The following is a 19986-nucleotide window of genomic DNA, read 5'->3' as shown; positions in this document are numbered from 1 at the left end:
AGCCGAGCCCGGCCGAACCTGCCGAAAACATTGCGAGTAAGACTTTCTTAAGGTTGATTGGTCGGCACGGCGCCGGCTGCGGGAAGGGGATGTCCTGCACTGTCCGGCGCGATCGGCGGGGGTTTCCTACAGTGAACAGAACGATCTGGATTGCGGGGTTCTGCCTCGTGATAATCTGCTGCTTGCTTGCAACGAAGATGGTGCTTGCCGCGGTATCGCCCGGCGACATCGCGGGCGAAGCGACGTCGTCGCTGATCCGCGAGCCCATTCCCGGCGTTGATACGTTGAACGAGTCCGATCGCAGTTTCGAAACACCGCCGCTCGATCTCAACGAAGGCGCGCGCCTGCCGCTGCTCTCGCGGGCCGTGCGCGCGGAGGGACGTGGTGCGTCGGCTGCCCGCCGCGCCAAGCCGGCCAGCAAGTCGACCGTGCTGCGGCCGGCCAGGCGCGAGGCCGCGCCGGTGAAGACCGCGGCGGCGCCGTGCCGGCAGCTCGATCCGATCGCCCGCTTCCTTGCGTCGGCCAAGATCGGGCCGCGCTGCCAGGCTTGATGAATTGCGGCGTCAGGCCGAGACCGCCGTCACCACCTGCGCCAGCAATTGCTCGCGCCGCGTCTGCGAGCGCTGGCCCTTCATGGTGGCGGCGAAGCGTTCGAGAATGCCGTCCTCGAACGCCGTGACTATGGTGTCGTGCACGTAGCTCTTGCGGCAGATCGCCGGCGTGTTGGTGAGCTCGTCGGCGGCGGCGCGGATCGCTTCCAGGATCTGCTTCTTGCGGCCGCGCGCGCTCGCCGCCGGCGTGATCCGCGACAAGGTCTCCAGCGCCACGGCGGAGGCCATCAGCGTGCGGAAATCCTTCAGCGAGATCTTGATGCCGGCGATCTCGCGCAGGAAGGCGTTGACCTGCGTGGTCGAGACGGCGCGCACCACGCCCTGGGCGTCGCGGTATTGGAACATGCGGCGGCCGGGCACGCCGCGCAAAATGCCGACGGCCCGCACCAGCTTGGCGGCGTCGCATTCCTTGCGCACGGCCTTGCCGCCCTTGGCCTTGAAGGTCAGCACCAGGGAGTCATCCTCGAGCGTGACGTTCGACTTCAACAGTGTGGTGGCGCCGCGCGTGCCGTTCAGCCGGGCATAGGACTCGTTGCCGGGGCGAATGGCCGTGCGCGCGATCAGCTCGATGACAGCAGCGAGCGCGAACTCGCGCGTCGGCTGGTCGCCGGCGAGATGTTTCGACACCGCGCGACGGATGCGCGGCAGCGCGCCGACCAGCTTGGCGAGGCGATGCGCCTTGCGATGCTCGCGCACCTTCTCCCAGTCGGCGTGATAGCGGTATTGCAGCCGGCCGGCGGCATCGACGCCAACCGCCTGCAGATGCAGGTTCGGATCGGGGGCGTAGCGCACCTCGCGATAGGCCGGCGGCACCGCCATCGCATGCAGGCGGCGGATGGTGCCGGCGTGGCGGATCGGGGTGCCGTTGGCGCGGATGAAGGTATAGCTCTTGCCCCGCCTGATGCGGCGGATGGTCAGCGCGGTCTGGTCGCCGAGCTTCAGCCCGATGCGCTTGGCGAGCTCCTCGACCGAGGTCTTGGCATTGCCTTGCGCGTCGGCGGTCTTGGCGTGGGCCAGATCCTTCAAGCTCAGCTTGCGGCGCGGCGGCTTGGGCGGCCACTGGCCCAGCGCTTTCGCGAGCGCGACCTCGGGATCGGCCGGGCCGACCCGCGGGCTCTCGAAATTCTGCTGGTCCATCATTGCTTTAGACGCCCTGCCGTCGTTTTCATCCGCTCAATGCCCCGGAGTCCGGTTTGGTTCCGGCCGGGTTATCCACAGCTTCAAGGCGATTTAGGGCGTGATGGGCCGGATAGCGAGTCCCTAATTTTGGGCAAAGCGGTTTCAAAATACCGGTACCCGCCCCGATTCCGGGTAACCTTGATGCTGCAGACTGTAGCGATCTCCGAGGCGCGGCCGGCGCACGCAACCTCCGCGCACAATTCTTTGATCCTGCTCAGACCGCCTCCCCGCCGAAGGTCCTACTTGTCTTGCCTTGTCGCCGCCGGTTACGCGGACGCATAGTGGGAACAACGATGGCCTGCGCGGGATCGACGGCAGGCCGCATGTGGAGGGTGTGAAATGTCCGAGAAGATCTACGACGTTCCGGCCGAGTGGGCGAAACGCGCCTTTGTCGACGACGCGAAGTACCAGGAGATGTACGCGCGCTCGATCAAGGACCCCAACGGCTTCTGGGCCGAGCAGGCCAGGCGCGTCGATTGGGTCAAGGCGCCGACGAGAATCGAGAACGTCTCCTACGCACCCGGCAACATCTCGATCAAATGGTTCGAGGACGGCGTCCTCAACGCCGCCTATAACTGCATCGACCGCCATCTCGCCACCCGCGGCGACCAGACCGCGATCATCTGGGAAGGCGACGACCCCTCGCAGTCAAAGCACATCACCTATCGCGAGCTGCACGACGAGGTGTGCAGGATGGCCAACATCCTGCGCAACCGCAACGTCAAGAAGGGCGACCGCGTCACCATCTATCTGCCGATGATCCCGGAGGCCGCCTATGCGATGCTGGCCTGCGCCCGCATCGGCGCCATCCACTCGGTGGTGTTCGCCGGCTTCTCGCCGGACTCGCTCGCCCAGCGCATCAAGGACTGCGATTCCAAGATCATCATCACCGCCGACGAGGGCCTGCGCGGCGGCCGCAAGGTGCCGCTCAAGGCCAATGTCGACGCAGCGCTGAACAAGGTCGACAATGTCGACTGGGTCGTCGTGGTCAAGCGCACCGGCGGCAAGATCGAGATGAATCCGAGCCGCGACCTCTGGTACCACGAGGCCGCCGAGATGGTGACCACCGAATGCCCGTGCGAGCCGATGAATGCGGAGGATCCGCTGTTCATCCTCTACACCTCGGGCTCGACCGGCCAGCCCAAGGGCGTGCTGCACACCACCGGCGGCTATCTCGTCTACGCCGCGATGACGCATCAATACGTGTTCGACTATCACGAGGGCGACGTCTACTGGTGCACCGCCGACGTCGGCTGGGTCACCGGTCACAGCTACATCCTCTATGGGCCGCTGGCCAATGGCGCCGTCACGCTGATGTTCGAAGGCGTGCCGAACTATCCGGACAATTCGCGGTTCTGGAACGTCATCGACAAGCACAAGGTCAACATCTTCTACACCGCGCCGACCGCGATCCGCGCGCTGATGCAGGGCGGCGACGCGCCGGTGAAGAAGACCTCGCGCGCGTCTCTGCGCCTGCTCGGCTCGGTCGGCGAGCCGATCAATCCGGAAGCCTGGGAGTGGTATCACCGCGTCGTCGGCGACGACCGCTGCCCGATCGTCGACACCTGGTGGCAGACCGAGACCGGCGGCATCCTGATCACGCCGCTGCCGGGCGCGACCAGACTGAAGCCGGGCTCCGCGACGCGGCCGTTCTTCGGCGTCGTGCCCGAGATCGTCGATGCCGACGGCAAGACGCTGGAAGGCGCGACCGAGGGCAATCTCTGCCTCACCCGGTCCTGGCCGGGCCAGATGCGCACGGTGTATGGCGACCATGCCCGGTTCGAGATGACCTACTTCTCGACCTACAAGGGCAAGTACTTCACCGGCGACGGCTGTCGCCGCGACGCCGACGGCTATTACTGGATCACCGGCCGCGTCGACGACGTCATCAACGTCTCCGGCCACCGCATGGGAACGGCCGAGGTGGAAAGCGCGCTGGTTGCCCATCCCAAGGTGTCGGAAGCCGCCGTGGTCGGCTATCCCCACGACATCAAGGGCCAGGGCATCTACGCCTATGTCACCCTGATGGCCGGCGAGCAGCCGACCGAGGAGCTGCGCAAGGAGCTCGTCGCCTGGGTGCGCAAGGAGATCGGCCCGATCGCCTCGCCCGACCAGATCCAGTTCGCCCCCGGCCTGCCCAAGACCCGCTCCGGCAAGATCATGCGCCGCATCCTGCGCAAGATCGCCGAGGACGAGCCGGGCGCGCTGGGCGACACCTCGACCCTTGCCGATCCCGGCGTGGTCGATGATCTCGTCCAGCACCGGCAGAACCGCAAGGAGAAGCAGGCGTAAGCACGCCGTGCCCCGCGGGCGCGGAGCGCGTTCGCCGCAATCGTCAAGTCTCATCGCACTCCCGCGGCTGATTCCGCGGGAGTGTTGTTTTCAGGTCATTTACTCGCAGACGGAGTTTTCCTTTCCTCATGCGATCTGCGTGCTCCCGGCCGGGGAGCAGGCGCCGCGGAACCGGCTGAGGGGATGACCATGCGGACTGGGGCGGTCTGGCTGACAATGAAGGCGGCGATGCTGGCCGCGTCGGTGATCGGAACCATGGTCACGACGGCCGGCTCTGCGTCGGCTCGTCCCGAGTTGGTGGCCGTCGCCGGCGACTTTTCGCCGGGCACGATCGTCGTGAGGACCGGCGAGCGGAAACTCTATCTCGTGCTCGATGGCAGCCACGCCTTGCGCTACACGGTCGGCGTCGGCAAGGCCGGCCGGCAATGGGCCGGCACCACCAAGATCGACGGCAAGTACAAGAATCCGGCCTGGGCTCCGCCCGCCGACGTCAAGCGCGACAAGCCGGAGCTGCCGGACGTCATTCCCGGCGGCTCGCCGCGCAATCCGATGGGCGTTGCCGCCTTGACGCTCGCCGGCGGCGAATATGCGATCCACGGAACCAACGTGCCGAATTCGGTGGGCGGCTATGTCTCGTATGGCTGCATCCGCATGCTCAACCCGGATATCACCGACCTCTACGAGCGCGTGTCGATCGGCACGACGGTGGTGGTCACGCGCTGAGTCACCGTTGCGATACGGGAGTGCGGCGAACGCGGGACCGGCAAGCCCGGCGCCGAACAACGAAAGCCGAGCGCGGACATCCCGTCAGAAGTCCGAGATGATTCCCTTTTTCTCCCAGTCGCCGTAACGGGTCGGCTCCGGCCCTTTCGGCCCCTGCAACTCCGTCGGCATCGGCTTCGTCTGTTGTGCTGCCAGTCGGCGGCGTTCCTCAGCCTCGGCCAGCGCGCGCTGCGCGGCCGGCGTCAGCGGCTTGCGCGGCGACTCATTGCTGGCGACCACGGCCAAAGCGGCCTTGCCCTTCGGCTCACTCCTGGGCTCATTCTCGGGCTCGTTGCTCATCGTACCATTCCACCATTGAACCGGTTCGTTCCCGACCTCATCAGATCGTGTGCCCACCCATGAAAAAACAGGGCTAATAAAAGCAGAGCCGATTCTTACATTTGGCATATTCCGGTGACAGAGGACCCGCAAGCTGATGGCATGCACCCGATGGTCGCGGAACTGCCTTTCTTCTTTCGCGAGTAATTCCCAGGCATGCCTCCGCCGCGTTTTGCGACCCCTTCCGAAGTCCCAGGCCTGGCGGCACGGCGCATCGCCGCCGACGTGGTCGACGGCGTGCTGCACAAGCATCGCACCCTCGACGATCAGCTCGACGGGACCGGCGCACATCCCGGACTGAAGCATCTGGCCGACCGCGACCGCGCGCTGATGCGCCGGCTGGTCGCCACCACCTTGCGGCGGCTTGGAACGCTCGGTCACGTGCTGTCGCAGCTGCTGGATCGCGGCGTGCCGACCGACGCGCCGCGGGCGCAGAGCGCGCTGCTGATCGGCGCCGCCCAGATCCTCTGGATGGACGTTCCTGACCACGCCGCCGTCGACCTCTCCGTCCGCCTGGTGCAGGCCGACCGCCGCGCAGCGAAATATGCCGGGCTCGTCAACGCGGTGCTGCGGCGCTGCGCGCGCGAGGGCGCAACCCTGCTCGACGATGCCGCCGGTCAGCCGCTCGACATCGCGCCCTGGCTGCTCAAGCGCTGGATCGATCATTATGGCGAAGCGACCGCCAGGGACATCGCCGCGGCGCTCGGCCAGGAGCCGTCGCTCGACCTCACGGTGAAGTCGGACCCGGCGCAATGGGCGTCGCGGCTGCATGGCGAGGTGCTGTCGACCGGCACCGTGCGCACCGTGCTGCATGGTTCGGTGACGGTGCTGCCGGGCTTCGCCGAGGGACAATGGTGGGTGCAGGACGCCGCCGCCGCCTTGCCTGCGCGCCTGCTCGGCGACATCAGCGGCAAGGCCGTCGCCGACCTCTGCGCGGCGCCAGGCGGCAAGACGGCTCAGCTCGCCCATGCCGGCGCCCGCGTCACCGCGGTCGACCGGTCGCCGGCCCGGATGAACCGGCTGAAGGACAACATGACCCGGCTGCAGCTGACCGCCGAGACGGTCGTGGCCGACGCCGCCGAATGGCAGCCCGCCGACAGCGGCGGCTTCGACGGCCTGCTGCTCGATGCGCCCTGCACCTCGACCGGCACGATTCGGCGTCATCCCGACGTCGGCTGGTTGCGCAGCGAGGCCGACATCGCCGCGTTGTCGGGCTTGCAGGCGCGGCTGTTGACCAGGGCGGGCAGCCTGATCAAGCCGGGCGGAACCCTGGTCTACTGCACCTGTTCGCTGGAGCCCGAGGAGGGCGAGCAGGTGGTCGAGCGCGTGCTGGCCCAAACCACCGAGCTGCGCCGCGTCCCCGTCACCGCCGGCGAGGTGGCGGGACTGGCAGAGCTGGTCACCCCGGCCGGCGACTTGCGCACGCTGCCCTGCCATTTGCCGCACCAGGACCCCCGGCTCGGCGGTCTCGATGGTTTTTATGCGGCGAGACTGGAGCGGCGGCCGTGAGCGTGTCATCGTGCGCCGTGCGCCGGCCCTGCGTCGGTCGGGCTTTAAGGGCGTCGGCGTTGCGTTAGTCCGTTAAATCCTGATTTTGCACCAGATTCTGGTCCCGCGATGGTGCTGCACCGGGGCCAAAAATGGTGTATCGGCGGCAGTTGCGATCTATGAAGGATGCGCAACCGAATCCCCCTCTGAATCCAAGGCTTGGCGTGTCCGCCGCTCAACGCAGACGCATATCGACGCTGGTGATGGGCCGCTTTGCGCGCAGCCTGATGTCCAACGTCAGCGGTGTATCGGTATCCGTGTCCGGGTTGTGGCCCGGTCGCGCCGACCGACTCATCATTGCGCCGCATGACCTGCGCACGTCGGACGCGACGCGGGCGGCCGAGATCTACGCCGGCCGCTTCGTCTTCGCCGGCAAGATCGTGACCTGCCATGGCCGCTCGATCTTCGACCTGGAGCCGCCGTCCGAGGACTGGGAGGTGGCCCTGCTCGGCTTCGGCTGGCTGCGACATCTGCGCGCAGCCGACACCGCGCTGACCCGCGCCAATGCCCGTGCTCTGGTCGACGACTGGATCACCAACCAGATCGGCCGCCATCCGCTGAGCCGGCGCGCCGACGTGCTGGCGCGGCGGGTGATCTCGCTGCTGTCGCAGGCGCCGCTGGTGCTGGCCGATTCCGACGGCAAGTTCTACCGCCGCTACCTGCGCGGGCTGACCCGCGAGATCCGCTATCTGCGCTATTCGACGATCGACATCCCGGATGGCGCGCCGCGGCTGCAGGTGCTGATCGCACTGTGTTACGCCGCGCTGTGCCTCGCCAACCAGGCCAAGCACATCCGCAGCGCGACCCGGAAACTCTCCGACGAATTGCAGCGGCAGATCCTGCCCGATGGCGGCCACGTCTCGCGCAATCCCGGCGCGCTGATCGAATTGCTGATCGACCTGCTGCCGCTGCGGCAGACGTTTGCGGCCCGCAACATCGCCCCGCCGCCGGCGCTGCTCAACGCCATCGACCGCATGATGCCGATGCTGCGCTTCTTCCGCCACGGCGACGGCAACATGGCGCTGTTCAATGGCATGGGCGGCACCCCGTCCGACCTGCTGGCGACCCTGCTCGCCTACGACGACACCCACGGCACGCCGATGGCGAGCATGCCGCATTCCGGTTTCCAGCGGCTCGATGCCGGACCGATGACGGTGATCGTCGATACCGGTCCGCCGCCGCCACCGCATCTGAGCCATGAGGCCCATGCCGGCTGCCTCGCCTTCGAGATGTCCTCCGGACCGTGCCGCATCGTGATCAATTGCGGCATGCCGTCGACCGGCCGCGATAATTGGCGTGCCTTCGCGCGCAGCACGGTGGCGCATTCGACGCTGACCTACCACAACACCTCGTCCTGCACCTTCGTCGAGATGTCGGCGATGAAGCGCCTGCTGCACGGCGCGCCGATCGTATCGGGTCCGACGCGGGTCGAGAACTTCCGCGAGATCGTGCCCGACGGCACCGTGCTGTCGACCTCGCACAATGGCTACGCGGCGAAATTCGGCCTGATCCATCGTCGCGTGCTGGTGGCGGCCGAGGACGGCTCGCGGCTCGACGGCGAGGACACCGTGACGCCGGCGCAGGGCGCGCGGCTTCGCGGCGGCGGATCGGACTACGCGCTGCGCTTCCACCTGCACCCGGCCGTCAAGGCCAGCCGGCTCAGCGACGGACGCGGCGCCATGCTGGTGCTGCCCAATCGCGAGGTCTGGACGTTCGAGACGTTCGACGATCGCGTCGACCTCGAGGACAGCGTGTTTCTCGCCGGCAATGACGGTCCGCGCCGCACCACGCAACTGGTGATCCGGCAGGACGCGCAGCAGGCCCCGTCGATCCGCTGGAGCTTCGTCCGCTCGTCGACGTCCCCGACCGAGACCAACGGGCGCCGCAACGGGCGGAGAGAGCCTGAGCTGCCGCTGTAACACCCTGGCTCTCGCTTCTCAGATCATCTCACATCACCGTCCGTCGAGACGTCCGCCTTCGGCGGGCCCTCGGAACGCGGCCGACGTTCGGGCGGCTCATCGTGAGACGTGCGGCCAAGGTGATCGTTCGATCGCCCACCCGTTGTCGCGGGCGGCAAAAGCTGATATGAGGCCCGCTCTCGCGCGACTGGCGACTTTGGATGGAGCACCATCGGGGAGCGCGGGATTTGACGCCGTGCGCCTGGGCATTTTGAACTCCTGCACAAGGACTCTGCCCATGACCAATCAGCTTCGTCGCGTTCACCGTGCCCTGCTTTCCGTATCCGACAAGACCGGCCTGGTCGACTTCGCCCGCTCGCTCGCCGCGCGCGGCATCGAGCTGGTCTCGACCGGCGGCACCGCCAAGGCGATTGCCGATGCCGGCCTCAAGGTGAAGGACGTCTCCGACCTCACCGGCTTTCCCGAGATGATGGACGGCCGCGTCAAGACGCTGCATCCGAAGGTGCATGGCGGACTGCTCGCGATCCGCGGCAATGATGAGCATGCCGAGGCGATGAAGACCCATGGCATCGCGCCGATCGATCTGCTCGTCGTCAATCTCTACCCGTTCGAGGCCACGGTCGAACGCGGCGCCCCGTTCAACGACTGCATCGAGAACATCGACATCGGCGGCCCGGCGATGATCCGCGCGGCGTCGAAGAACCACGAGGACGTCGCCGTCGTCGTCGACGTCAACGACTATCACGCCGTGCTGGACGACCTGGCGCGGCATGAGGGTTCGACCACGCTGCTGCTGCGCCGCCGGCTTGCCGCCAAGGCCTATGCGCGCACCGCCGCCTATGATGCCGCGATCTCCAACTGGTTCGCCGCCACCATCCAGAACGACGCGCCCGATTACCGCGCCTTCGGTGGCAAGCTGATCCAGTCGCTGCGCTATGGCGAGAACCCGCACCAGCACGCCGCGTTCTACGCGCTGCCCGGCCGCCGTCCCGGCGTCGCCACCGCGCGCCAGCTGCAAGGCAAGGAGCTGTCCTACAACAACATCAACGACACCGACGCGGCCTATGAGTGCATCGCCGAGTTCGACCCGGCGCGCACCGCCGCCTGTGTCATCGTCAAGCACGCCAATCCCTGCGGTGTCGCCGAAGGGCCCGATCTCGTCACCGCCTACCAGAAGGCGCTGGCCTGTGACTCGACCTCGGCGTTCGGCGGGATCATCGCGATGAACCGCAAGCTCGATGCCGCCACGGCGCACGCGATCACCGGCATCTTCACCGAGGTGATCATCGCGCCCGACGCGACCGAGGAGGCGATCGCGGTGATCGCAGCGCGCAAGAAGCTGCGGCTGCTGCTCGCCGGCGCCCTGCCCGATCCGCGCGAAGCCGGCCTCACCGCCAAGACCGTGGCCGGCGGCCTGCTGGTGCAGAGCCGCGACAATGCTGTCGTCGATGACATGGAGCTGAAGGTGGTGACCAAGCGCGCCCCCACCGAAGCCGAGCTGCGCGACCTGCGCTTCGCCTTCCGCGTCGCCAAGCATGTCAAGTCGAACACCATCGTCTACGCCAAGGAGTCGGCGACAGTCGGCATCGGCGCGGGACAGATGAGCCGGGTCGATTCGGCGCGCATCGCCGCGCGCAAGGCGCTGGATGCGGCCAGCGCGCTCAAGCTCGCCGAGCCGCTGACCAAGGGATCGGTGGTCGCCTCCGACGCGTTCTTTCCGTTCGCCGACGGCATGCTCGCCTGCATCGAGGCCGGCGCCACCGCGGTCATTCAGCCCGGCGGCTCCGTGAAGGACGACGAGGTCATCAAGGCGGCCGACGAGCACGGCATCGCCATGGTGCTGACCGGCGTGCGGCACTTCCGGCACTGATTGCGCCCACAATCTCCGCCGTCATTCCGGGATGCGCCGCAAGGCGCAGGCCCGGAATCCATAACCACGATCGTGAGTATGGATTCCGGGCTCGCCCTGCGGGCGCCCCGGAATGACGGCGGAGCAAGTTTCAGGCGCCCTGCCCCGCACGACCACCTGCATTCACCCGCGCCAGCAACACTAGCCCCACCGCAAAGAACAGCACCAGCACGGCCATGCCCGCCTTCTGGCTCGCGGTGGCCGCGGTGATGATGCCTATCAGCAGCGGGCCGATGAACGACGTCACCTTGCCGGTGAGCGCGAACAGGCCGAAATACTGCGCCACGCGCTCCTTCGGCACCATGCGGATCAGCAGCGAGCGCGAGGCCGCCTGCAGCGGCGCGCCGCAGGCGCCGATGACGCAGCCGAGCAAGAGATAGGCGCGCTCCGGCAGCGAGGCGAACAGCGGGCCGCCCGGCACGGCCGGCGTAACCGAAATGAACAGAACCGAATCACGGCTCACCATGAGAATCGCGATGATCGCGAGCAGCAGCAGCGTCATGCTGCCGGCGATCACACGCTTCGGCCCGAGAAAGTCATCCAGCTTGCCGCCGAGCCAGCCGCCAAACGTGCCGGCGGCGGCGAGGATGATGCCGAAGGTGCCGATCTGGATCGTGTTCCAGCCGAACGTGCCGGCGGCATAGATGCCGCCGAAAGCGAACAGCGACACCAGCCCATCGGTGTAGATCATGTTGGCGAGGAGAAAGAGCGCGACGTCGCGCTGCTGCGGCAGGCTGCGCAGCGTCTGCTTCAGTTGACCAAGCCCCTCGCCCACGGCCGCGCCCAGCCGGTGCCGCGCCGGAAAGTCCGGTGTGAACAGGAACATCGGCAATACGAACACGATGAACCAGAGCCCGGTGAGCGGACCGGAGATGCGGTCGCCTTCATGGCTCACGGGATCGAGCCCGAACAGCGGCTTGAATCCAAACAGCGTGCGGCCGCTGTCGGGATTGGCGGCGAGAAAGCCGAGCACGATGACGAGCGAGAGGATGCCGCCGACATAGCCGGTGGCCCATCCGGTGCCGGACAGCCGGCCGATGCGTTCCGGCGGCACCAGGGTCGGCATCATCGCGTTGTTGAACACGGTGGCGAACTCGACACCGATGGTGGCGATCACATAGGCCGCGAGCAGCGGCGGGATCAGCTCGGGCGCGCCGGGACGCCCGATCCACATCAGCGAGGCGCCGATCACCAGCATCGCGCCGAACGCCGCGATCCACGGCTTGCGGCGCCCGGTGGCATCGGCGATGGCGCCGAACACCGGTGACAGCAGCGCGATGACGATGCCGGCCGCGGCGGTCGCAAAGCCCCACAGCGCCTGGCCGCTCGCCGCGTCCGGCGCGACATGCGCCGCGAAATAGGGCGCGAAGACGAAGGTCGTGATCAGCGTGAAGTAGGGCTGCGCCGCCCAATCGAAGAAGATCCAGCTGACGACGGCCGCGCGCCCGGGATAGATTCGGCCGTCGGCAGGACCAGAGGTCTCGATCGTGATGACGGTCATTCGAAAATCCTCTGCAATCACCGCGTCGCATCTCGCGACGATCACGGCGTTGCGTTTTACGCCGGCGACGCGGCCCTATAACATCTGACGATCCCAGGCGGATGTCAGCAACGGCAGAATTGCGATGACCACGTTCACGATTGATCGACGACGGCTCCTTGCGGGTTTCATGCTGTTGCTGGCCGGCTGCCTGCCCGCGCGGGCGCTGGATTCGCAAACCTTCGATATCCCGCAGCCCCCCGGTATCACCGCGCCGGCGCAGCCGCCCGCACATGGCATGGTGGTGGCGCAGGAGCGGATCGCGGCCGAAGTCGGCCAGCGCATCCTTGCGCTGGGCGGCAACGCGGTCGATGCCGCCGTTGCCACCGGCTTTGCAATGGCCGTGACCTATCCCGTTGCCGGCAACATCGGCGGCGGCGGCTTCATGGTCATCCACATCGCCAGGACCAACGAGGACGTGGCGATCGACTATCGCGAGACCGGTCCCGCCGCGATCACGCGCGACATCTTCCTCGGCGCCGATGGCAAGCCCGACAACGTCAAGTCGCGCGATTCGGCGCTGTCGATCGGCGTCCCCGGATCGGTGGCAGGTCTCGCGCTGGCGCTGGAGAAATACGGCTCGGGCAAGTTCACGCTGGCGCAGGTGCTGCATCCGGCGATCGTGCTGGCGCGCGACGGCATCCCCGTCGCCGACGACGTTGCCGTCACCCTGCCGATGATGGCGCCGCGGCTGGCAAAATGGAAATCATCGGCCGCGATCTTCATCCGTCCCGATGGCACGGTGCTGAGGGAAGGAGACCGGCTGATCCAGCGCGATCTGGCGGCGACGCTCACCGCCATTGCCGAGCAGGGCCCGCGCGGATTTTATGAAGGGCCGGTCGCCGACCAGCTCGCCAAGGCGATCCAGGATGCCGGCGGCATCATGACAGCGGACGATCTCAAGGCCTACCAGCCGGTGCTGCGCACGCCGGTGCGCGGCACCTATCGCGGCTATGACATCGTGTCGATGCCGCTGCCGTCCTCGGGCGGCACCGTGCTGGTCGAGATGCTGAACATCCTCGAGGGCTTTCCGCTCGCTGAGCTGAAGCAGGGCTCGCCCGCCTCGCTGCATCTGCTGATCGAGGCGATGAAGCGCGCCTATGCCGACCGCGCGCGCTATCTCGGCGACCCCGCCTTCGTCGACGCGCCGGTGCGCGCGATGCTGTCGAAGGACTATGCCGCGCGCCAGCGCGCCGGGATCGATCCCGCGCACGCCACCAGCGCCGGCGACGTGCTCAACACCACGCCGCTGCGGGAGGGCAGCAACACGACGCATTTTTCGGTCGTCGACAATGACGGAAATGCCGTCAGCAACACCTACACGCTGAACTTCCCCTATGGCGTCGGCCTCGTCGCCGAGGGCACCGGCGTGCTGCTCAACAACGAGCTCGACGATTTCACCGCCGCGCCCGGCGCCTCGAATGCCTTCGGCCTGGTCGGCTTCGAGGCCAATCTGCCAGGCCCCGGCAAGCGGCCGCTGTCGTCGATGTCGCCGACCATCGTGCTGAAGGACGGCAAGCCCGTGCTCGTCACCGGCTCGCCGGGCGGCAGCCGCATCATCTCGACCGTGCTGCAGGTGATCGTCAACGTGCTCGACTATCGGATGGACGTCCGAGAGGCCGTCACCGCGCCTCGCCTGCATCACCAATGGATGCCCGACGAGGTCCGAATCGAGAAGGGTTTTGCCGAGGACGTGCTCGCCGGTCTGCGCGCCCGAGGTCACAAGCTCGAGGAGCCGATGGGACGGACCTCGGCCAACTCCATCCTGGTGACGTCGGATGGATTCGTCGGCGCGCCGGATCCGCGCAGCAAGGGCGCCACCGCAGCCGGGCGCTGAGGCGCCGGTTCCCAGGCGATGCCGGACATCGCGGCCCCGGATGACGATTTGCCGCCGCCCGGCGGGGCCCTGCACCCGCTTCCCTCCGTTGGCGTGGTGACCGAGGCGCGTTAGAAGCATACCAGGGCGCAGCGAGGCTCGCCCGCGAGACGGTGTCGGACGTTCTGGTGCATTTGCGAAGATTCGTGGTCGGTCTGCTGGTGTTTGCGGCCCTGCTGGTGGCGGGGTGGCTCACCTATCGGCCTGACCGGGCGCTGCGCGTCGCGACCAGCGCGGTCGCCGAGATGATCTGCGCCAAGACCTACGTCTCCGGCTTCGATCCGCAAACGGTGTTTGCGGAGACCATGGAACGGCCCGGTCTGCGCCGGCTGCGGGCCGTGATGCGCTACCGGGTGGAGCCGGACATGCGCATGGTGGAGGCGTCGCTGCTCGGCCTGCACGCCACCCGGGCCACGTATCATGACGGTCTCGGTTGCGTGACGCTCCAGGGCCAGAAGCCGCCTTACGTGCCTCACACCGACGTCGCTGCGCTGCGTGCCGCGGCGCCCGCTCCCGCGTTGCCCGACTTGGCGGAAGGCGCTGCAGTGGAGCCCAGCGATCCCGCGCTGAAGGCGGCGCTCGATCACGCCTTCGAGGAGCCGGCCAACCCGCCGTTCCGCCGCACCAAGGCGGTCGTCGTCGTCAAGGACGGTCGCCTGATCGCGGAGCGCTATGCGCCGAACATCGGCGTCGATACGCCGCTCCTGGGCTTCTCGATGACCAAGACGGTCACCAATGCGCTGCTGGGCATCCTCGCCCGGCAGGGCAGACTGAGCCCGTCGGTCCCGGCGCCGGTCGCGGAATGGCGCGAAGCCGGAGATCCGCGCCACGACATCACCATCGAGCAGCTGATGCGCATGACATCAGGCCTGGCGCTGGACGAGACCAATTCCGGCTTCGACCCGTCGAGCCAGATGGACATCCACCGCGACATGGCGGCGTTCGCGGTGCATGCGCCGCTGATCGCGCCGCCCGGCCAGCGCTGGGCCTATTCGAGCGCGAGCACCCAGATCCTGGCACGCATCATCCGCGATGCCGCCGGCGGTCCCGAGCAGGCGATCGAACTCGCGTGGCGCGAGCTGTTCCATCCGCTCGGCATGCGCAGCGCGACGCTGCAGTTCGACGGCACCGGCACGCTGCAAGGTTACGGCAACATGCTGGCGAGCGCGCGCGACTGGGCGAAGCTGGGGCTGCTCTATCTCGGTGACGGCGTCGCCGGGGACAAGCGCATCCTGCCCGAGGGCTGGGTGGCGATGTCGGCGACCGCAACGCTGGACACCGACTATGGCGCGGGACTGTGGACGAACCGCAGCCAGCATTTTCACGCGCTGGGACGGGCGCGCGCCGGCATCCCGGCGGACGCGTTCTTCGCCTTCGGCCTGCTCGGCCAGCGGCTCGTGATCATGCCGAGCCAGCGCATGGTCGTGGTCCGGCTCGGCGATTCCGTGGATCCGGACGGGGACATCAAAGGCGTCGCCCGGCTGGTGCGCGAGGTGATTGCGGCGACCGCGGCGCCGGCGACGGCCGCCAAATAGCGCTCAGCGGCCGACCTCGTAGGGCCCGCCTTTCTCCAGCGCGATCTTGTAGGCCGGCCGTGCCTCGATGCGGGCGAGGAAATCCATCGCCCGCGGATGGCCCTGCTCCAGGCCGCCGCGCGATGCCGCCGCCTGCAGCGGGAAGCTCATCTGGATGTCGGCCGCGGTGAACGAATCGCCCGCAAACCACTCGCTCTTCTGCAGCTCGCTTTCCCAGAACGCCATGTGCTGCTTCAATTGCGGATTGACCAGCGTGCTCAAGGCCTGGTTCGACACCTTGCGCACGATCGGGCGCAGCAGCGCCGGCGCGCGCTTCGGCATGATGTTGAACAGCAGCTTCAGCAGCAGCAGCGGCATCGCCGAGCCCTCGGCGTAGTGCAGCCAGTACGAATAGCGCAGCCGCTCCGGCGTCTTCGGCGGCGGGATCAGCCGTCCCTCGCCATAGGTCTCGATCAGATATTCGACGATCGCGCCGGACTCCGCGACCGTGTTGCCGTCGTCGGTGATCACGGGCGACTTGCCGAGCGGATGGATGGCGCGCAGCTCCTTGGGCGCGCGCATGTCCGGCTGGCGCTCGTAGCGAATGATCTCGTAGGGCACGCCGAGCTCCTCGAGCAGCCAGAGCACGCGTTGCGAGCGGGAATTGTTGAGGTGGTGAACGGTCAGCATGGGGTTCCCAGGGACGGATCGGGTGGCGGGCGCCGTTCCGTAGCAGGACAGGAGGGGTTCGGCGAGGCGTCCTCGGCAGTGGAGGCGGCCACAATAATTATCCGGGTAATATTGACTTTAATTTCACCCGGGTCTTATTAGGCGCATCACAGGGACCAAGCCATGGACACTTTCACCGCGTTTGCCGGCCAGACCCGGGTCGCCGCCGGGCCGCTGCCCAAGGTGGCGCTGGTGCTGAAACACGCCGCGCCGAACACCGAGCCGATCGTGATCTTCAGCGACCGCACCGGGCAGCCGATCGACCTCGATCTGCGCGGCAGCGACCGGGAGATCCTGGCGCGCCTGCCGGTCGACGCCGGCGCGGTCGCAGACCAGCCGACGAGCGGGCCGCGCGGCCGCGGCCGGCCGAAGCTCGGGGTCGTGGCCCGCGAGGTCACCTTGCTGCCGCAGCACTGGGACTGGCTGAACGCGCAGCCGGGCGGCGCCTCGGTGGCATTGCGCAAGCTGGTCCACGACGCCCGCCGCGTCAGCGGCGACACCGACCGCGCCCGCGAGGCGCGCGACGCGGCCTATCACTTCATGTCGGGGATCGGTAGCAACCTGCCGCAATTCGAGGAGGCCTCCCGGGCGCTGTTCGCCGGCGATCTCGGCCGCTTCGCCGCGCTGATCGCGGACTGGCCGGCCGACATCCGCGACCATGCGGTGGCGCTCGCAAATCGCCACAGGGCCGATTGAGATCGGCTGATTTCAACAGCCAGCGGGAGCGGCCGTTCGCGGCCGCTCTCATTCCAATTCCTCGCAACGCGACCGTGCTCCGAATGAAGAGCGGTCGACGGAGAACCATGCCGTGTCGCCGCCAACCGCCTCGCTGCGCAAGCCGTTCCTGATGTTCGTCGTTCCGATGATGCTAAGCAACACGCTGCAATCGCTGTTCGGCACCATCAACAATGTCTATCTCGGCCAGATGATCGGCGTCGATGCGCTCGCCGCGGTCTCGGTGTTCTTCCCGGCGATGTTCTTCTTCGTCTCCTTCGTCATGGGCCTCGGCTCGGGCGCCGGCGTTCTGATCGGACAGGCCTGGGGCGCCGGCGAGCCCGCCAAGGTGAAGCAGGTCGCCGGCACGACGCTGACCATTGCGCTGCTGCTCGGCGGCCTGATCGCGGTGCTCGGCGGCCTGTTCAGCCGCGAATTGCTGACCGCGCTCGCCACTCCCGCCAACATCCTCGATGCCGCCGCGGGCTATGCCCGCATCATGACGATCACGATGCCGCTGACCTTCGCCTACATCCTGCTGTCGTCGCAGATGCGCGGCGTCGGCGACACCGTGACGCCGCTGGCCTCGCTCGCCGCATCGACCACGCTCGGGCTGGTGCTCACCCCGGTCTTCATCCGCGGCTGGCTCGGCGCGCCCGTGCTCGGCGTCGCCAGCGCCGCCTGGGCGTCGGCGATCTCGACCCTGACCACGCTGGCTTGGCTCCACGTCCATCTGCGCCGGCGCAAGCATCCGCTGGCGATCGATGCGGCCTTCCTGCAGGGCATGCTGCCTGATCCGAAGCTGCTGCGGGCGGTGCTGCGGCTCGGCATCCCCGCCGCGATCGGCATGATCGTGATGTCCTTGGCCGAGATGGTGCTGATCGGCCTCGTCAACGGCTTCGGCTCGGACGCGACGGCGGCCTATGGCGCGGTCAACCAGGTGCTGGGCTATGTGCAGTTTCCGGCGCTGTCGATCGCGATCTCGGTCTCGATCTTCGGCGCCCAGGCGATCGGCCGCGGCCAGGCCGAGCAGATCGGCGACATCGTGCGGACGGGCATCGAGATGAACGTGGTGCTGACCGGCGGCCTGGTCGCGATCGGCTATCTGTTCTCACGGGTGCTGATGGGTTTCTTCATCACCGACCCTGCCGTCATCGAGGTGGCGCAGCATTCGCTGCATATCGTGCTGTGGAGCTCCGTGCTGTTCGGCATGTCCATCACGTTCTCGTCGGCGATGCGCGCCTCCGGGACGGTGTGGATGCCGCTGGCGATCTCGGCGTTTGCGATCGCCGCGATCGAGGTGCCCGCCGCTACCTGGCTCAGCCGCAGCATCGGGCTCGACGGCGTCTGGCTCGCCTATCCCATCACGTTCGCCGCGATGATGCTGCTGCAGATGAGCTATTATCTCCTGGTATGGCGCAAGCGGACGGTGCGCCGGATGATCTGACGCACCACCGGCGTCTTCCGGCCGCTGGAATATGATGACCGTCATAAAACCCTGGACGGGGCTGCTGCGCTGGACCACAATGCGAAAAACCGAGGAGACCGCCCATGAGCCGTCCAGCGCCAGAATTCATGTTCGACTTCGGCAGTCCCAACGCCTATCTGAGCCACGAGGCGATCCCGGCGATCGTGAAGCGGATCGGCGTCCAGTTCTACTATGTCCCGGTGCTGCTCGGCGGCATCTTCAAGGCGACCAACAACAAGTCGCCCGCCGAGTCGCTCGCCGGCATCAAGAACAAGCGTGAGTTCCACGAGGTCGAGACGCAGCGCTTCCTCAAGCGCTACCACGTGCAGCCCTGGGTCTGGAATCCGTACTTCCCGGTGAATACGCTGAACTTGATGCGCGCGGCCATCGCCGCCCAGCTCGAGGGCGTGTTCGAGGCCTATGTCGACGCGGCGTTCCACCACATGTGGCGCGAGCCGAAGAAGATGGACGATCCCGAGATCGCGATCGCCGCGATCACATCGTCCGGGCTCGACGGGGCCAGGCTGTTCGCCCGCGCCCAGGAGCCCGAGGTCAAGGCGAAGCTCGTGGAGAACACCCAGCGCGCCGTCGAGCGCGGCGCATTCGGTTCGCCGACCTTTTTCGTCGGCAACGAGATGTTCTTCGGCAAGGAACAGCTGCGCGACGTCGAGGACTACATCCTAGGCAGGTAATCGCCGTCATCGCGAGCGAAGCGATCCAGAGCCACGACGAAGGACTGGACGGCTTCGTCGCTTCGCTCCTCGCAATGACGCCTCGGGAGAACGGAGACCAAGCATGCAGCAGCGCAACGCCACCGTCGCGGTCGTCGGGGCCGGCGACTACATCGGCGCCGAGATCGTCAAGAAGTTCGCGTCCGAAGGCTTCACGGTGTTCGCCGGCCGCCGCAATGGCGACAAGCTCGCGCCGCTGGTCGCGGAGGTCGAGAGCGCCGGCGGGCGGATCGTGGCGCGCTCGCTCGATGCCCGCAAGGAGGACGAGACCACCGCCTTCCTCAACGACGCCGACAAGCATGCGCCGCTGGAGGTCGTGATCTTCAATGTCGGCGCCAACGTCAATTTCCCGATCCTGGAGACCACCGACCGCGTGTTCCGCAAGGTCTGGGAGATGGCGTGCTGGGCCGGCTTCGTCACCGGCCGCGAGGCCGCCCGGCTGATGCTGCCGCGCGGCGGCGGCAAGATCTTCTTCACCGGCGCGACCGCGTCGCTGCGCGGCGGCGCCGGCTTCGCGGCCTTCGCCTCCGCCAAGTTCGGCCTGCGCGCGGTGGCGCAGGCGATGGCGCGCGAACTGATGCCACAGAACATTCACGTCGCCCACCTGATCATCGATTCCGGCGTCGACACCGCCTGGGTGCGCGAGCGCCGCGCCCAGCTCTGGGGCGAGGAGGCGCTGGACAATCCGGACCTGCTGATGCCGCCGTCCTCGGTTGCCGGCGCCTATTGGCAGCTCTACCAGCAGCCGAAGAGCGCCTGGACCTTCGAAATGGAGATCCGGCCGTTTGGCGAGAAGTGGTAGGGGCGATAGGGAGTGGCGAGTAGCGAATGGTGGCCATCCCTATTCGCCACTCG

At 67.5% G+C, this 19986-nt stretch carries 16 protein-coding genes and 1 riboswitch; of the genes, 12 read left to right on the top strand and 4 right to left on the bottom strand.

Annotation, left to right across the window (positions count from 1 at the left end):
- The first annotated feature begins 182 nt into the window (after nt 1-182).
- Nucleotides 183-551 (top strand): hypothetical protein, encoded by a 369-nt coding sequence (locus QX048_RS17390; protein WP_316200543.1) that lies wholly within the window; start codon nt 183-185, stop codon nt 549-551.
- Between the two features lie 12 nt (nt 552-563).
- Here QX048_RS17390 and QX048_RS17385 read toward each other — a convergent pair whose 3' ends face one another.
- Entirely contained in the window at nt 564-1751 is a 1188-nt protein-coding gene (locus QX048_RS17385; RefSeq protein ID WP_315750595.1) for a DNA topoisomerase IB, read from the bottom strand.
- 378 nt (nt 1752-2129) lie between these two features.
- On the opposite strand from QX048_RS17385, the gene acs reads away from it, so the two are divergent.
- Both acs and QX048_RS17375 read left to right on the top strand, forming a co-directional pair.
- Nucleotides 2130-4082 carry an acetate--CoA ligase gene (gene acs / locus QX048_RS17380; RefSeq protein ID WP_315715872.1) on the top strand — a complete coding sequence of 651 codons (1953 nt, stop codon included), beginning with the start codon at nt 2130-2132 and terminating at the stop codon, nt 4080-4082.
- A gap of 228 nt (nt 4083-4310) precedes the next feature.
- Entirely contained in the window at nt 4311-4805 is a 495-nt protein-coding gene (locus QX048_RS17375) for a L,D-transpeptidase (protein WP_409998633.1), read from the top strand.
- Nucleotides 4806-4889: 84 nt separating this feature from the next.
- Here QX048_RS17375 and QX048_RS17370 read toward each other — a convergent pair whose 3' ends face one another.
- Nucleotides 4890-5084 (bottom strand): DUF1674 domain-containing protein, encoded by a 195-nt coding sequence (locus QX048_RS17370; protein ID WP_315825830.1) that lies wholly within the window; start codon nt 5082-5084, stop codon nt 4890-4892.
- A 255-nt stretch (nt 5085-5339) separates the two neighbouring features.
- Between QX048_RS17370 and QX048_RS17365 the strand changes: the two genes are divergently transcribed.
- The 3 genes from QX048_RS17365 to purH all read left to right on the top strand — a co-directional run bounded on the left by QX048_RS17365 (nt 5340) and on the right by purH (nt 10520).
- Nucleotides 5340-6692 carry an RsmB/NOP family class I SAM-dependent RNA methyltransferase gene (locus QX048_RS17365; protein WP_316200542.1) on the top strand — a complete coding sequence of 451 codons (1353 nt, stop codon included), beginning with the start codon at nt 5340-5342 and terminating at the stop codon, nt 6690-6692.
- Nucleotides 6693-6934: 242 nt separating this feature from the next.
- Complete coding sequence (locus QX048_RS17360; protein WP_315825829.1) at nt 6935-8650, top strand: heparinase II/III family protein; 1716 nt, start codon at nt 6935-6937, stop codon at nt 8648-8650.
- Nucleotides 8651-8823: 173 nt separating this feature from the next.
- A riboswitch (ZMP/ZTP riboswitch) is annotated at nt 8824-8904 on the top strand.
- 23 nt (nt 8905-8927) lie between these two features.
- Nucleotides 8928-10520 carry a bifunctional phosphoribosylaminoimidazolecarboxamide formyltransferase/IMP cyclohydrolase gene (gene purH, locus QX048_RS17355; protein ID WP_315825747.1) on the top strand — a complete coding sequence of 531 codons (1593 nt, stop codon included), beginning with the start codon at nt 8928-8930 and terminating at the stop codon, nt 10518-10520.
- 130 nt (nt 10521-10650) lie between these two features.
- On the opposite strand, the gene QX048_RS17350 is transcribed toward purH, so the two are convergent.
- Complete coding sequence (locus QX048_RS17350) at nt 10651-12060, bottom strand: MFS transporter (protein WP_315825746.1); 1410 nt, start codon at nt 12058-12060, stop codon at nt 10651-10653.
- A gap of 124 nt (nt 12061-12184) precedes the next feature.
- On the opposite strand from QX048_RS17350, the gene ggt reads away from it, so the two are divergent.
- Nucleotides 12185-13936, top strand: coding sequence for a gamma-glutamyltransferase (ggt, locus tag QX048_RS17345; protein WP_409999205.1), 1752 nt, complete (start codon nt 12185-12187; stop codon nt 13934-13936).
- 167 nt (nt 13937-14103) lie between these two features.
- On the top strand, nt 14104-15510 hold the full coding sequence (locus tag QX048_RS17340) for a serine hydrolase (RefSeq protein ID WP_315750587.1): 1407 nt from the start codon (nt 14104-14106) through the stop codon (nt 15508-15510).
- A gap of 3 nt (nt 15511-15513) precedes the next feature.
- On the opposite strand, the gene QX048_RS17335 is transcribed toward QX048_RS17340, so the two are convergent.
- Nucleotides 15514-16179, bottom strand: a complete 666-nt coding sequence (locus QX048_RS17335; RefSeq protein WP_315715866.1) for a glutathione S-transferase — start codon at nt 16177-16179, stop codon at nt 15514-15516.
- A gap of 162 nt (nt 16180-16341) precedes the next feature.
- Here QX048_RS17335 and QX048_RS17330 point away from each other — a divergent pair, with 162 nt between their 5' ends.
- The 4 genes from QX048_RS17330 (at nt 16342) to QX048_RS17315 (ending at nt 19933) form a co-directional block, all read left to right on the top strand.
- Nucleotides 16342-16914, top strand: coding sequence for a DUF2239 family protein (locus QX048_RS17330; RefSeq protein WP_315825745.1), 573 nt, complete (start codon nt 16342-16344; stop codon nt 16912-16914).
- A gap of 151 nt (nt 16915-17065) precedes the next feature.
- Nucleotides 17066-18379 (top strand): MATE family efflux transporter, encoded by a 1314-nt coding sequence (locus QX048_RS17325; RefSeq protein WP_315825827.1) that lies wholly within the window; start codon nt 17066-17068, stop codon nt 18377-18379.
- A gap of 104 nt (nt 18380-18483) precedes the next feature.
- Nucleotides 18484-19092 (top strand): 2-hydroxychromene-2-carboxylate isomerase, encoded by a 609-nt coding sequence (locus QX048_RS17320; RefSeq protein WP_315715864.1) that lies wholly within the window; start codon nt 18484-18486, stop codon nt 19090-19092.
- 103 nt (nt 19093-19195) lie between these two features.
- Nucleotides 19196-19933, top strand: coding sequence for an SDR family NAD(P)-dependent oxidoreductase (locus QX048_RS17315; RefSeq protein ID WP_315750583.1), 738 nt, complete (start codon nt 19196-19198; stop codon nt 19931-19933).
- Nucleotides 19934-19986: the final 53 nt, after the last annotated feature.

Origin of the sequence: Bradyrhizobium sp. SZCCHNS30572 (genome assembly GCF_032484415.1) — a bacterium.
In the GTDB taxonomy this organism is placed as follows: domain Bacteria; phylum Pseudomonadota; class Alphaproteobacteria; order Rhizobiales; family Xanthobacteraceae; genus Bradyrhizobium.
The sequence above is the reverse complement of the archived record's forward strand: the minus strand, read 5'-3'. Positions and strand labels throughout refer to the sequence as shown.